Consider the following 14,729-nt stretch of genomic DNA (forward strand, 5'->3'; position numbering starts at 1 on the left):
GGGATCTTATGGAAAAAGAGATGAGTTTTCATATCCTGGGCATCGAAGAGACGAAGGATGAGAACGCCGTGAAAATGGCTTACAGGAAGCTTCTGAAGGAGACGAATCCGGAAGACGACCCGGAGGGCTTTAAGCGCCTGCGAACGGCGTACGAGACTGCGGCGGCATTTGCCGCGAAGCCGGATGACGAGGCGGAACCGGAAAACGGCGGAGGTACGGAGGAAAAGACTGCGGTTGACGCGTGGATCGGCCGGGTCGACGAGTGCTACCGCGATGTATACGGCCGCGCCGATGAGCAGGCGTGGAGGGAGCTTCTGGAGGATCCGGTCTGTGATGGTCTGGATACGTCGCTGGAAGCCAGAGAGCGGCTTCTGGCCTATCTGATGAATCACGTTTATCTGCCGCAGAAGATATGGAAGCTGCTGGATAAGAACTTTCAGATTGTGGAAGACATCGAATTTCTGGAGGAGAAATTTCCAAAGAATTTTTTGAATTATGTAGAATATTACGTGGGACATGAGGGCTTCATCCGGTTCGAGTATTTCCGGCGCAGGGGCGCGGGGGAAGAGAATGTGGACGGCTATCTGGACCACTATTTTGCGGTGAAGAAAAAGACGGACAGGAATGAGTTCGAGGGATGCGGGCAGGAGCTGGACGACCTGGCGGCGTTTGGTGTCTGGCATCCTTATGAGGAGGTGGAGCGCCTGCGTCTCCTGCTTGCGGAGGAGGATGCGGCCGGCGCGGCGCGTCTCGCCGATGAGCTGGAGGAAACCTGCGGCGGTTCCATGAGAAATGACCCTTATATCTGGTCCTATATCGGACGTGTCCGTTACCGGGAAGGAAAAAAGGATGAGGCCTATGCCGTCTGGACCCGAGTGCTGAACGACTATCCGGACTATTATCAGGCGAAAACCGGCGCAGTCTCCTGTCTGATGGAGAAGGGGCGGTACTGGCAGGCGCGGGAATGGATGATGGAGATCCTGGAGCTGGACGGGCGCGATGAGGAGATTCTGAGCCGGCTGAAGGAGGCCAATGAGGCGCTTATTACAAGGCTTCAGGAAAATCCGGAGTACCATGAAGAGGGAAAGGACATCCCGGCGGGAGAGGGGGCCATTGAGCTGGCCTGGTGCCTGTTCCAGAATGAGAGGCTCGATGAGACGATCCGGTATCTGGAGAACTATACACCGGAAGAGGGACAGGAATACAGCTACACTAATCTGTTCGGCCGTGTTTTATATCAGGCAGAGCGCTATCAGGAAGCGCGCCCCTATTTAGAGGAGTGGCTCCGTATGATTACCGGGACCGTGGATGACGGGACGCAGGAGAATCAGAGACGGAGATCCAGACTGGGCCGGGCGCTCTATATTCTGGGCGGATGCTGTTACCAGTTGGGGGAACAGGAGGAGGCGGCCGCGTATGTAGAACGGGCGGCGAAAGAAGCGGACAGCCAGCAGGAGCGGATGGGGTACCGTCAGTACCTCGCCCACATTCTCTGTGAGTCGAAGCAGTATGAGCAGGCGGTGGACGTCTGCGATCAGATTCTGGAGGAAGATGAGAATTACTATCCGGCCTATTTAATCAGGCAGGAAGCGTGCTATGAGCTGAGAAAGGGTCAGCAGGTCGTGGATGATTACCACCGGGCGGTAGGTATTTTCGCCGGATATTATAAGCCGTATCTTATGGCGGCACAGGTATTTTTCTATCATAACCAGTTTGAGGATGCCAAGGGAGTCATCGACCGGGCAAAGGAGAACGGGGTGGAGTTTTCCAGCTGCCTCAAGCTGTATGAGGTGAAGATTCTGCGCAATCTGGCCGGGAAGAAGGAGGACCGGGAGCTTCCCTTAAAGCTTTGCGGGGAGCTGATGAAGGAGATCGAGGGTGAAACGGACATTGAGGATACTTCCGAGGTGGAATTCGAGACGGCCCTCCTCCACTGGGATAACGATGAGTTTCAGGAGGCCCTGTCCCACATGGCCGAGGCCATTCGGAAAAATGCGGGCCGGATGCAGTACCGGCTGGTGCGCGGGAACATTTATCTGGATATGAAGAAGTATAATGAGGCACTGACGGAATACGCCGGCGCCGAGGAGGTCTATCGCAGCTCGCCCTCCCTCTATTATAACCGGGGACTGTGCTATGAGGGAAAGAAGATGAAGGTGCAGGCCGCCGAGAACTTTGAAAAGGCGCTGGAACTCCAGGAGGGATATCGGGATGCCTGCGAGAAGCTGGCGGATTACTACCGGGAAAAATATGAGGATCAGTACAAACGGGCTGATTTTGACACTTCTATCGCCTATATCAGCCGTCAGATCGCGGTTACGGAGAACTGTTACTATCTGGTGCACCGCGGCCTGATCTACATGAACGCCATGGAACTTGACGAGGCCATACGCGACTTCGAGAAAGCGCTCGAGTATGTCCCGGAGGACTGGGCGGCGCATAACAACCTGGGGTGCTGCTATAAGTATCTGGGCCGTTTTGAGGAGGCCATCGGATATTTCGAGAAGGCCGTGGAATATATGGAGGACAGCAAAAGCCTGCTTCCGTACAGCAATATGGCCGACTGCTATGAGGCGCTTGGGGATTATCGGAAAGCGATCGAATGCTATCAGAAGGATCTGAAGCTGTTTCCGGATTACACATCGTTCTGGAAGGAGATCGGCCAGCTTTACGCCTGCCTTGGGGAGTATGACAGGGCGGAGGAGGCCTACGGCCATACGACGAAGATGGACGACTACTACAGCCGTATGGGTGATCTGTGGTTTTATCAGGGAAACGGTAAAAAGGCCCTGCATTTTTATAAGAAAGGGATTGAGAACGCGGCGGCGGATAAGAAGGCGGAGCGGCAGTCCGATTTAGGCCAGGCTTATATGGATCAGCTGCAAAACTATCCGAAGGCGGCGGCCTGGCTGAAACGGGCGATTGCCAGAACGACGGATCACGGCGATTTATTCGACTATGAGCGGTATCTTGCGCGGGCGTATTACCTGATGGGCAAATATGGCCCGGCAAAGGAACATGCGAAGGCAGCGCTGGAGCATTTTAAGCAGTCCGGAGAGGGAACGGAGGAGGACTATTTGGCCTACGGCCCCTACAAACCGGCCCGGGAAGGCGTGATGGGCTGGCTGTATCTGGCGATGGGAGAACGGGAGAAGGGCATGGAGCTGTTCGGGCAGATGGACCGGGGATACCGGTGCAAGGGCTGCCGTTACCAGGGCTGCTATGAGAAATACCTTTTCCAGGGCTGGTGTTACGAGGCCATGGGCGATCAGGAGAACGCGCTTCTCATGTACCGGGAGGCGGCCCGGCTGAATCCCCATTCTATCGCGGTGATGTGTGCGCTGGATAATTTACAGAAGAGGGTGGACAGAAAGAAATGATCATTGGAATTGATTTGGGAACGACCAACAGCCTGGCGGCTTATTATACAGATGAGGGGCCGAAGATCATCCCGAACCGGCTGGGAAGGCGTTTGACGCCCTCCGTAGTCAGTATGGATGTGGAGACTCCCCCTCACGTCCGTTCGGCGGAAGGGGAGGAATATCAGATTTATGTGGGGGACTCTGCGGTGGAACGGGGACTGCTCCATCCGGAGAGTACGGCCAGCGTCTTTAAACGTGATATGGGAAGCAGGAAGCAGTTTCATTTGGGCCATAAAAGCTTTCTGGCTGAGGAACTCTCCTCCTTTGTGCTCCGGGCGCTGAAGGAGGACGCGGAACACTATCTCGGGGAAGAGGTGACGGAGGCGGTGATCAGCGTGCCGGCCTATTTTAACGATGCCAGAAGGCGGGCGACGAAGCGGGCCGGGGAACTGGCGGGCTTCAAGGTGGAGCGGATCATCAGCGAGCCTACGGCGGCGGCCATCGCCTACGGACTGTATCAGAACCGGGAGCATGCCAGATTTCTGGTGTTCGATCTGGGCGGCGGGACGTTTGACGTATCCATTCTGGAGCTTTACGATACCATCTTAGAGGTGCGCGCCGTGGCGGGCGATAATTTCCTGGGAGGGGAGGACTTCACGGCGGTTCTGGAGGACATGTTCTTCGAGAAATACCGGGAGCTTGACCGCCTGTCCCTGGATGAGAAGACGATTCGCCATATCCATAAGCAGGCGGAGCTGTGCAAGATCGGATTTACTGATGCCAGGAGCTCCTCGATGCGCTGTAAGATCGGGGAGGAGATCATGGAATTTACTGTGGAGCTCTCCCGATACGAGGAGGCGTGTGAAGACCTTCTGGAGCGGATACGGAAGCCGGTAAAACGAAGCTTATCAGACGCCCATATCCGGCTCTCTGATATCGACAAGGTGGTGCTGGTGGGCGGCGCCACGAAGAGTCCGGTGATCCGCCGGTTTGTGAGCCGGTTGTTTAAGATGCTGCCGGACACCAATGTAAATCCCGACGAGGCCGTGGCTCTGGGCGCGGCGATTCAGGGCGCCATGAAGGAGCGGAGGGAATCCATCAAAGAGGTGATCCTGACGGATGTGTGCCCGTTTACCCTGGGAACCGAGGTGGTGCGGGAATGGGAGAAGGGCGTGTTTGAAAACGGCGTGTTCTGCCCGATCATCGACCGGAATACGGTGATCCCGGCCAGCCGTACGGAGCGGCTCTACACCGCCGGCGACAACCAGACGAAGATACGTGTCAATGTGCTTCAGGGGGAGAGCCGCTTTGCGGCCAATAACCTGTCGCTGGGAGAGCTGATGATCGATGTTCCTGCCGGCCGGGCCGGTGAGGAGGCTGTGGACGTGACGTACACCTACGATATCAACTCGATTCTGGAAGTGGAGGTGAAGGTGGTCTCCAGCCAGAAGCAGGTGAAGGAGGTATTTAAGGGCAGCGATGTGGATATGACAGATGAGGAGATTAAGGAGCGGTTCGAGACGCTGTCCTACTTAAAGATTCACCCGAGAGACCGGGAGGAAAACAAGTATCTGCTGCTGCGCGGTGAACGGATCTACGAGGAAAGCATCGGAGAAAAACGGCTGTATGTGGAGGCGGCGCTTCATAAGTATGAGAAGGCGCTGTCCTCGTATGATACGGGTCTTATTGATGAGGCGAAGGAAGAGTTTAAGAAGTTTCTGGAAGAGATTGAGGAACTGTAGAGACAGGGGAAATGCGGCTGAACGGCTGCATTTCCCCTGTGTTTTTCTGGTTAAGCTATGAGATGGCTCCGAGTGCACACTCATCAATTCGCCGGACTACGCCGCTGGTATACGGTTCAAAGTATTTGGGCCAGAAATGTGCCGCGGTGGTAAAGTCAATTGATATATGCTAGAATGGTGTCAACATGTTAAGGAGGAAAATCCATGAATCGAATTGAGAAAGTGCGGGAAGCCGTTGACGCTGTCCTTTTAAACATCGCCGATGCCGGTGAAAGAAGATGCGGATATATGCATCTGTACGGGGTCTCCCAGGCCTGCGTGCTGATTGCCTTAAAGAGAAATGAGAACGCCGAGCTGGCGGCGGCTGCCGGGATGCTCCATGATATTCATACGTATGCCACGATGGATCCCAGGGATCACGCGCATAAGGGATCGGCCATGGCCAGGGATTTACTGAATTCCATGAAGTGCTTCGAGGCTGGAGAGATTGATGCAATCTGCAGTGCAATCTATCATCACAGCAGCAAGGAGATATCCCACACACCGTTTGACGAAGTGTTAAAGGATGCGGATGTCATGCAGCACTGCCTGTACAATCCCCTGTTTGATGTCATGAAGCATGAAACGGAGAGATTCGGGAAACTGAAGGAAGAATTTGGGCTGACAGGAAGGGAACCGTAGAATTTTTCAGCCATTAGTTCGGAGGAAATACTGAAAAATAGCTAAAAATCCCCTTTGGATTTTGTTACGTATCCGTATTGTGAAACAGTTCCATAAATGGTATGATAATACAGAAGAGGCCGTCAGCATGATGATGCCTGAGCCGGAAATCGATGGCAGAGACAAAAGTGGCAGAGACAAAAGTGACAGAAACAAAAGTGACAGAAACAAAAATGACAGAGACAAAAGGAGTGGGAAAATGGCAAGTATCAGAGAGGTGGCCAGACTTGCCCGGGTGGCTCCCAGTACGGTCTCCCGCGCACTAAACGGGAGCGGTTATGTGGCAGAAGAGACGAAGGAAAAGATCAGGGAAGCCGTGGATGAACTGGACTATGTGCCGAATCAGTGGATACGGAATCTGTATCAGCAGAAGACAGGAATCATCGGAGTCATGGCGCCTGAGATCGTGCATCCTTACTTTTCGTCACTGTGGAGTTTTCTGGAGCTGGAGCTGAACAAATACGGATATAACATGATGCTGTGCAATACGTCCGGTAAGAAGGATATTGAACGGCAGTACTTAGACACGCTGGAACGGAACCTGTTCGACGGGATGATTGTCGGAGCGGCCTTTCTTCCGGATAAATATTATGAGCAGATTCAGAAACCAATTCTGTCCCTGGACCGGATTATCCCGGGAATCCCCCTGGTGACCTCGGATCACACACAGGGCGGCTTAATCGCGGCGGATAAGATGCTGGAGAAGGGCTGTAGGAAGGTGCTGAATTTAATCGATCCGCAGGCGAAAACCGTGGCTTCCTCCCGCGGCGGATTGAATTTCATCAGGAAGATGCAGGAGGCGGGAGCGGAGGTCATTACGGAGGAGTTCCTGTGGGATGATGTCATCCACTATCCCAGAAGCATTCAGCGGACCAGAGAGATTCTGGCGGAATACCCGGATCTGGACGGAATTATGGCCAATGACCTCTGTGCATCGTCATTTTTAAAGACCGCAAGGGAGCTGAATATCCAAGTGCCGCAGCAGCTTAAAATTATAGCATACGATGGGACATACATTACTGACTTCAATTACAGGACGATCGCGTCGATCCAGCAGGACGTGGCCCTGATTGCAAAGGAAGCCGTCCAGGTACTGGTAAAACTGATTAATGGGCAGCCGCTGGTGAACGAGGCGGTCTACGTGCCTGTGAGCTATAAAGAGGGGGATACGATATAGAAGGTGATCAGTGAAAATCTGATTTGAACCGCGTCTGGCCGGGAAACGGAAGTTTCCGGAAGCAGGCGCGGTTTTTAGATACAGGATGGGGCGGCCGGTAGACGTAAGATATAGATCAGGAGGCTCTTTTTTTGTAAATGTGCAATAAAATGACTGCTCAAATTTAGTAAAAATGATGATTGTAGGAAAGATGTAGAAAAGTACTTGAAAAAATACTTCATAAGTTGTATATTAAGCACATGGAACAGTTCCACACATTGTGGAACTTTAAAAATAGGAAAATATGGAACAGTTCCATATTCGGAAAATCACTTCACCAGATTCGTGAATCATCTCATGATACCCAGGGAAACGGGGCACGCTGAGTGGAGATGACATGTATCGCACACAAGTGGCTATAAGAAGGTCACTGGGCGCTTATAACAAGGAGGATATTTTTATGAAGGCAAAAAGAACAGCGGCACTCGGTCTGGCAGCAGTAATGGCGGCATCACTTCTTTCCGGATGCGGCGCAGGGGGCAGCAAATCGGCAAAAACAGAGATTACGATTTACCAGAGCAAGATTGAAGCAAACGAGGGTTACAAAAAGGCAATCGCGGCTTACGAGGAGTCCCATCCGGATGTGAAGATTAATCTGGAAGCAGTAACCGGCAACGACTTCGCTGCCTCCTTAAAGGCAAAGATGCAGTCCGATCCGCCAACCATCTTTTCCGTCGGCGGTTTCCAGGATTTAAAGGACTACGGCGATATTCTGGAGGATATCTCAGATCTGGAGGTGCTTAAGAATGCGCTGCCGGGAACCACGGATATGTTTACAAAGGATGGCAAGGTGCTTGCGGTTCCGCTTTATATGGAAGGATACGGATTTGTTGTGAACCGTCAGATGTTTGAGGATGCGGGGGTCGATTTTGAATCCATGATGACGTTTGAGGGCATGAAGGCCGGTTTCGACACGCTGAAGGCGAAGATCGACAGCGGCGAGATGAAGGAGAAGTATCCGAATCTGGAAGCGGTTATGGAATATCCGACTAAGGAGCTCTGGATCGCAGGCGACCACGATGTGAACGTGGCGCTGACTCACGACTTTGATACGGCAAAGGCTGCTTACGACTCCGCAACTCTTCCGGGCACCGGTTTTGCCGACTATAAGACGATGGTTGATTTCCAGGCCAGCTACACCACCAACGCGGACAATACCGCAAACTTAAATTCCGTTGATTACACTGCTTCCCTGGAAGGCGGACTGGCGATTGAGCGTGTGGCTTCCATCAAGCAGGGCAACTGGATCGCACCGGCAGTAGAGACGACGGATCCGGAAGTGCTGGCAAAGCTGGATATGCTTCCATACTCGGTTCCGGGATACTCAGACGGCAAGTATTTCGTAGGTGTGTCCGGCTACTGGGCGATCAACAGCAAGGTTACCGACGAGCAGAAAGCCGCGGCAAAGGATTTCATCAACTGGTTATATAAAGACCCGGCAGGACAGAAGATTGTAGTGGAAGATTGTAAATTCGTTCCCCCGTATGACAATTTCGGCGATTTAAAGGCAGGCGATCCCCTTTCCCAGAGAATCATGGACGCCAACGAGGCGGGAGATACCATGAACGGATGGGTATACAGCGGAGCTCCGAATACATGGGGACAGCAGGCAGCAGGTGTCGAGGTGCAGAAGTATTTAGCCGGACAGGCGACATGGGATGAAGTGACGGAGAGCAGCATTAAGCAGTGGGCGTCCATGCGCGAGTCTCAGAAATAGGATTCCCGGAAAGAGGAAGGTGTAAAATGAAAAAGAGCAAAGCAAGATTCTGGATATTTCTGGCCCCTGCATTGATTTCTTTTTCCCTGGTTGTTTTGATTCCGATGCTGATTGGCTTCTTTTACGCCTTTACAGACTGGAACGGAATCGTGGGAAGTGAAATTACATTCGTAGGTTTTCGAAATTTCATTGAAATATTTACGAGAGACAGTTCCTTCATGCACGCGTTTGGCTTTACTGCGCTGTTTTCCATCTGTGCGGTGGTGCTGGTCAATATCGTCGGATTCGCCCTGGCACTTCTGGTGACACAGAAGTTCCGCGGTGCGACGCTGCTTCGCGGCATCTTCTTCATGCCGAACCTGATCGGCGGCCTGCTGTTGGGCTTCACCTGGCAGTTCATCTTCGTCTCCATCTTCGGAGCCATCTCCAAGGCGACCGGATGGCAGGCACTTAACGGATGGCTTGCCGACCCGGTCACCGGATTTGTGGGACTTCTGATCCTGACTGTATGGCAGTTATCCGGCTATATGATGATTGTGTATATCGCGCAGATTCAGCAGATTCCCGAGTCCGTGAAGGAAGCGGCCCGCATCGACGGCGCCGGTTACAAGGATATGTTAAAGAGCATTATCATGCCGCTTATGATGCCGGCTTTTACGATCGGCCTGTTCTTATCCATCTCCAACTCGTTTAAGATGTTTGATCAGAACCTGGCGCTGACTCAGGGAGGCCCTTATAAATCAACGGAAATGCTGGCGCTGAACATCTACAACTCCGCATTCGGGGCCAATGAGTTCGGATTTGCACAGGCAAAGGCAATTATCTTTATGATTGCGGTGGCAGCCATCGGTGTGACACAGCTGGTGCTCACAAAGCGGAAGGAGGTAGAGATGTAATGGCAGGGACGAAGAATGTAAAACGTGATTCCAAAGGTGCTCAGAGGCTTATTATGGGAGTTGCCGGACTTTTTCTCGGCTGTCTCTTTCTGTTCCCGATCTATATTCTGGTTCTGAACTCATTTAAGAATACGAAGGGAATCTTCACCGATGTCATCGGATTCCCGAATGCAGCTACCTTTACACTGGTAAACTACCCGAACGCGTTTGAGGCGCTGGAGTACATCAGATCTTTTGTGAACTCCCTGACGATCACGGTGATCGCAACGGTTCTGATCCTGCTGATCTCGTCCATGGCGGCGTGGGTTTTAGTCCGGTATAAGACAAAGACCAGCAAGATTATCTTCTTCCTGTTCGCGGCCTCCATGCTGATCCCCTTCCAGTGCGTGATGCTTCCGCTGGTGGGATTTGCCAGCCGCATCGGAATTATGAACCCGCAGGGGCTGATTTTTATGTACATGGGCTTCGGCAGCAGCATGTCCATCGTTATGTTCCACAGCTTCATCAAGAACATTCCGGAGGAACTGGAGGAGGCGGCTACCATCGACGGATGCGGTTCCTTCCGGCTGTTTTTCTCCATCGTGATTCCGCTTATGAGAACGATTTTAATCACGGTTGCGGTGCTTAATGTGATGTGGATCTGGAACGATTATCTGCTTCCATCCCTGATTATCAACAAGCCGGGCTGGCAGACACTTCCGCTGAAGACCTACCTCTTCTTCGGACAGTTTGCAAAGCGCTGGGATTTAGCGTCCGCCGGACTGATCATGTGTATCATACCAATTATCATCTTCTATCTGTGCTGTCAGAAGTATATTGTTAAGGGCATTACGGATGGCGCGATCAAATAAACAGTAACTCATTAAAAGGAGAGAATTATGGCGGCAGAATGGTGGAAAAAGGCAGTAGTCTACCAGATTTATCCCAGAAGCTTTAAGGACAGCAATGGAGACGGAATCGGGGATTTAAACGGCATCACGGAAAAGCTGGATTATCTAAGGGAACTGGGAGTGGATGTGATCTGGGTCAGCCCGATGTATTGTTCTCCCATGGATGATAACGGATATGATATCTCTGATTACTATAAGGTAGACCCGATGTTTGGCACGAATGACGACATGGACCGGCTTCTGGCCGAGGCGGGAAAAAGGGGCATGAAGGTGATCCTGGATCTTGTGGTCAACCACTGTTCCGACGAACACCAGTGGTTTGTAAAGGCGAAGCAGGACCCGGACTGTGAGGAAGCAGGATACTTCTACTTTAGAAGGAAGGAAGACGGCGGAGAGCCGAACAACTGGAGGTCCAATTTCGGCGGCTCCGTGTGGACGGAGCTTCCGGATGGGCGGTGGTATTTCCATACGTTTTCCAAAAAACAGCCGGATTTGAACTGGGAAAACCCGAAGCTGCGGGAGAAAATCTATGAGATGATCAACTGGTGGCTGGAGAAGGGCGTGGCCGGATTCCGGGTGGATGCGATCACCTTCATCAAGAAAGACTTAACCTTTGCTTCCAGGGAGACGGAGGACGGCCTTCGCTACCCGATTGAAAATCTGACGGACTATCCGGGAATCGGGGATTTCCTGGCGGAAATGAAGGAGAAATGTTTCGACCTGCACGACTGTATGACCGTGGCGGAGGCCCCGGGCGTGGGAGAGGAAACGTTCCGCAGATATGCCGGAGAGCATGGATATTTCTCCATGATCTTTGATTTTACCTGGGAGAACATGGAAGGCGAGGCGGACAAATCTTCCGTGGAAGCCGTGGAAAGGTGGAAACAGAGGATTTTAAAGAGTCAGCGGTTTACCAGTAAGATTGGCTGGAACGGGCTGTTTCTGGAGAATCACGACCAGTCCCGCTGTGTCAACAAATACCTGGAAAAGGATCAGATTGGATATGCAGGCGCTTCAGCCATGGCGGTCATGTATTTCTATCTCTACGGGACACCGTTTATCTATCAGGGGCAGGAGATCGGCATGACCAACGCGGTGTGGAACTCCATCGAGGAGATGGACGATGTGCGTGCAAAGGGAATGTACCAGGAGGCCCTGGAGCAGAAGCAGGATCCACAGAAGGTCCTGGAATACTTCGGAGAACTGGGCCGCGACAACGCGCGGACCCCGATGCAGTGGTGTGATGAAAAGAACGCCGGATTTACGGAGGGAACGCCGTGGCTGAAGGTGAACGAAAACTATCAGGGCATCAACGTGAAAGCGCAGGAAGCGCGCGATGATTCCCTTCTGGCCTTTTATAGGAGGCTGACCGCGCTGCGCCATCAGGAACCGTATGCGTCCGTGTTTGCGGAAGGCACGGTCCGGCCGGTGATGGAAGAGCTGCCTGCGGTGATCGCCTATGAGAGAGAATGGAACGGGCGGACCGTAACTGTGGCTGTGAATTTTAAAAAGACGGAGCAGGAGATCCCGGCGATTCACGGGGCCTTGTCCGCGGCGGGGAATCCCACGGAAGGAACGTGCCTGCTGAGCAACGAGGGAGAGCCGGAACGGATTGGAGAGAGGTATTTGCTGAAGGCTTACCAGGCGGTGGTGTTCGATGGAAAAATGGTATAATCGATCAGGCGTGGAATTCCGTCTGTGACAGAAGAAAGTGCTGCCCGTTATCGGACAGCACTTTTTGGCGTTCTGAACACCTCGAATCGTTCTTTTTGATTCCAGAAGGCGTCCTTCCGGCAGTAAATCAGCAGCAGCAGCCCTGTAACGGCAAGGCATGCGGTTTCCGATACCAGAGGAGACCACCAGATTCCTGCTCCTCCAAAGATTCCCGTCATGACGATCAGGCAGCCTGCCATCAGGACAAGGCCGCGGCCGGCAGAGATGACGAGAGCCTCGGCGGCCCGCTCGACAGAGGTAAAGTAGCCGCTGACCGCGATGTTGAAGCCAACCAGCAGGAAGGAGGCTGCGAAGATGCGGAACGCAGTCACGGAACTGTCGCGCAGAGCCTGTAGTTCTGGCCCGATGAAAATATCCACGATACCGCGTGCCAGGGTGAAACAGGCGGCAAACGATACAGTACACACCACGCCGGCAGCCACAAGACTGTAGCGGAACAGCGACTTGCATTTATCCAGACTCTTCTGTCCGTAGTAATAACTGATCAACGGCTGCGCTCCCTGTGCGATACCGGTAGCGGACAGCACAACAATGTTATTGACATAGGAGATGATGGTGTAGCTGACCAGCGCATCCTGAGTCAAATACATCAGAATGACCTGATTGAATAGAAAGGTCACCATACCGGAGGACATCTCCGTAACTCCGGAAGAAAAGCCGTTGCGCACCTGCCGGACCAGGATACCGAAATCCGGCTTAAAGCGTTTGAAGCTCAATACGCCTTTCCCACTCAGAAAATGGTGCAGGTACAGAATAATCACCGTGGCCTGGGAGAGGCTGGTTGCAAAGGCTGCGCCCTGAATTCCTTTGTGAAGCACCATGACGAAAAACCAGTCCAGAATACAGTTTTCCACAGCGCCCAAAATAACGATCAAGGTTGCTTTTTTCGGGTAACCATCGGTCTTCAATAAAATCTCAAAAGAGTAGGAGAGCAGGTAAACGCAGGAAAACGGTGCAATCCAGGTTATGTATTGGATCACGTAATCGGCAGTCTGCTGGTTCGGCGCTCCTAAAAAACGGGCAAAGGACTCACGGTTCAACATGACCAGAAGCGCAATTACCAGCGAAAAGATTACCTGCAAAACAATATTCTGTGTAAATACCTCGCAGGCCCGCTGATGGTGGTTCTCCCCCAGCAGTATCGAGACAATGGTGGAAGCCCCCACTGCAAACAGAAGGGAGAGCGCAAAGAGAAACGCAACAAACGGGTAGGATAGATTTACCGCGGTAAGTGCGATTTCGTTGACCCCTTTTGCCACGAACATGCCGTCTACCATAGAGTAGAGTGAATAGACCCACTGTGCCAGAATGGATGGAATGATGTACCGGATAAAGTTGCCTTTTAAAGATTTGCCGTCCAGATTCATACTATAACCTCGCTTTTTCACTTGAAAATATTCCCCAAAATTTTGCGCTTTCAGTATAAACCCTGGTATTGTCCCAGAGTCAAGCCTTAAAGAAGGGCCTTGATAATATTTTGTAAAAACCGAAATTCTGTGATAGAGTAAGAGCAGAAATACCAAATGTACAAAATGCAGATAGGGGGATTGTTTACATGGAACCGGACAAGGGGAACTATCGAATGACAAAGGAGAGGTATTATACCATAGGGGAAATCGCCAAAATGTATCATCTGGGAGTGGATACGCTTCGCTACTACGAGGAGAAAGGGATCCTGGAGCCGATTCGCGGCCAGAATGGATACCGGTATTTTGACAGTCAGAGTATCTGGAGAATGAATGTAATAACGAATCTCAGGAATCTCGGTTTCTCGGTGACCCGAATCAGGGATTACTTTCAAAATCATACGGTGGAGACGACTCAGGAACTGCTTTGTGAAGAGCTGGGGGTGATTGCCGAAAAAATAAAAGAATGGACGAATCTGCAGAAAATGGTACAGGAGCAGGTGAGAACCATCAGGCAGGCCCAGGAGCTTGAGATTGGAAAAGTGAGGTCTCTGGAATTAAAACCCAGAAAAGCCTTTGAGATCCGTAAGGATTACAGTACAGACGAAGATATGGATCTTTTGATGATGCAGCTTCTGGAGCAGAATCACAGAAAACTTTATATGATTGGAAATAACCGGATGGCTTCCGTGATGTCTGAAGATGGCGGTAATGGCGATAATGCGCTCTTTGAGAGTGCGGTCATGTTTGACGAGGAGGGAGACATCGACATACCCGGCGGGACCTATTTATCGGTCTGCTACCATGGGGTGACAGACAGCCGCCGCCAGGCCGATATCATAAGGGCCTACGCCGCCGAACATCGTATTGTCCTGAAACCGCCGTTTATGGATCTGATGTGGATCGATGTCCATATATCCGCGGATCCGGCTGAATATATTTCGGAGGTGCAGGTACGGGCTGAATGGAAGCAGGAGAAATAGAATAAATCGGAGGGAAAATATAAGAGAATGCAGCAGACGTGTTAAGATCTCATGACATGTCTG

10 protein-coding genes are annotated in these 14,729 nt (G+C 52.0%); 9 read left to right on the forward strand and 1 reads right to left on the reverse strand.

What is annotated here, in order from left to right; translation table 11 throughout:
* Positions 1–8: 8 nt before the first annotated feature.
* From H8S80_RS10390 to H8S80_RS10425, 8 genes are all read left to right on the forward strand, one after another.
* Complete coding sequence (locus H8S80_RS10390) at positions 9–3,380, forward strand: J domain-containing protein (RefSeq protein ID WP_117630735.1); 3,372 nt, start codon at positions 9–11, stop codon at positions 3,378–3,380.
* Positions 3,377–5,104, forward strand: a complete 1,728-nt coding sequence (locus H8S80_RS10395) for an Hsp70 family protein (protein WP_002604648.1) — start codon at positions 3,377–3,379, stop codon at positions 5,102–5,104. Before H8S80_RS10390 ends, H8S80_RS10395 begins: the two co-directional genes overlap by 4 nt.
* 204 nt (positions 5,105–5,308) lie before the next feature.
* Positions 5,309–5,785, forward strand: a complete 477-nt coding sequence (locus H8S80_RS10400) for an HD domain-containing protein (RefSeq protein ID WP_117630736.1) — start codon at positions 5,309–5,311, stop codon at positions 5,783–5,785.
* A gap of 238 nt (positions 5,786–6,023) precedes the next feature.
* On the forward strand, positions 6,024–7,001 hold the full coding sequence (locus H8S80_RS10405) for a LacI family DNA-binding transcriptional regulator (protein ID WP_117630801.1): 978 nt from the start codon (positions 6,024–6,026) through the stop codon (positions 6,999–7,001).
* A gap of 439 nt (positions 7,002–7,440) precedes the next feature.
* Positions 7,441–8,757 (forward strand): ABC transporter substrate-binding protein, encoded by a 1,317-nt coding sequence (locus H8S80_RS10410; RefSeq protein ID WP_002604645.1) that lies wholly within the window; start codon positions 7,441–7,443, stop codon positions 8,755–8,757.
* Between the two features lie 26 nt (positions 8,758–8,783).
* Entirely contained in the window at positions 8,784–9,653 is an 870-nt protein-coding gene (locus tag H8S80_RS10415; protein WP_002604644.1) for a carbohydrate ABC transporter permease, read from the forward strand.
* The gene (locus H8S80_RS10420; RefSeq protein ID WP_117630737.1) at positions 9,653–10,504 is read left to right on the forward strand and encodes a carbohydrate ABC transporter permease; all 852 of its coding nucleotides are present in this window, start codon (positions 9,653–9,655) and stop codon (positions 10,502–10,504) included. The genes H8S80_RS10415 and H8S80_RS10420 overlap by 1 nt, the downstream gene beginning before the upstream one ends.
* Before the next feature lie 27 nt (positions 10,505–10,531).
* Positions 10,532–12,217, forward strand: a complete 1,686-nt coding sequence (locus H8S80_RS10425; protein ID WP_117630738.1) for an alpha-glucosidase — start codon at positions 10,532–10,534, stop codon at positions 12,215–12,217.
* Between the two features lie 47 nt (positions 12,218–12,264).
* Here H8S80_RS10425 and H8S80_RS10430 read toward each other — a convergent pair whose 3' ends face one another.
* Complete coding sequence (locus H8S80_RS10430; RefSeq protein ID WP_243007833.1) at positions 12,265–13,665, reverse strand: MATE family efflux transporter; 1,401 nt, start codon at positions 13,663–13,665, stop codon at positions 12,265–12,267.
* Between the two features lie 167 nt (positions 13,666–13,832).
* Here H8S80_RS10430 and H8S80_RS10435 point away from each other — a divergent pair, with 167 nt between their 5' ends.
* Entirely contained in the window at positions 13,833–14,666 is an 834-nt protein-coding gene (locus H8S80_RS10435) for a MerR family transcriptional regulator (RefSeq protein WP_117630740.1), read from the forward strand.
* Positions 14,667–14,729: the final 63 nt, after the last annotated feature.

It is taken from the genome of Hungatella sp. L36 (genome assembly GCF_014288035.1).

Bases quoted from the DNA above. Each gene is read 5' to 3' on its own strand.
- H8S80_RS10390 (WP_117630735.1), top strand. From the start codon at position 9: ATGGAAAAAGAGATGAGTTTTCATATCCTGGGCATCGAAGAGACGAAG.
- H8S80_RS10405 (WP_117630801.1), top strand. From the start codon at position 6,024: ATGGCAAGTATCAGAGAGGTGGCCAGACTTGCCCGGGTGGCTCCCAGT.
- H8S80_RS10425 (WP_117630738.1), top strand. From the start codon at position 10,532: ATGGCGGCAGAATGGTGGAAAAAGGCAGTAGTCTACCAGATTTATCCC.
- H8S80_RS10400 (WP_117630736.1), top strand. From the start codon at position 5,309: ATGAATCGAATTGAGAAAGTGCGGGAAGCCGTTGACGCTGTCCTTTTA.
- H8S80_RS10395 (WP_002604648.1), top strand. From the start codon at position 3,377: ATGATCATTGGAATTGATTTGGGAACGACCAACAGCCTGGCGGCTTAT.
- H8S80_RS10410 (WP_002604645.1), top strand. From the start codon at position 7,441: ATGAAGGCAAAAAGAACAGCGGCACTCGGTCTGGCAGCAGTAATGGCG.
- H8S80_RS10415 (WP_002604644.1), top strand. From the start codon at position 8,784: ATGAAAAAGAGCAAAGCAAGATTCTGGATATTTCTGGCCCCTGCATTG.
- H8S80_RS10435 (WP_117630740.1), top strand. From the start codon at position 13,833: ATGGAACCGGACAAGGGGAACTATCGAATGACAAAGGAGAGGTATTAT.
- H8S80_RS10420 (WP_117630737.1), top strand. From the start codon at position 9,653: ATGGCAGGGACGAAGAATGTAAAACGTGATTCCAAAGGTGCTCAGAGG.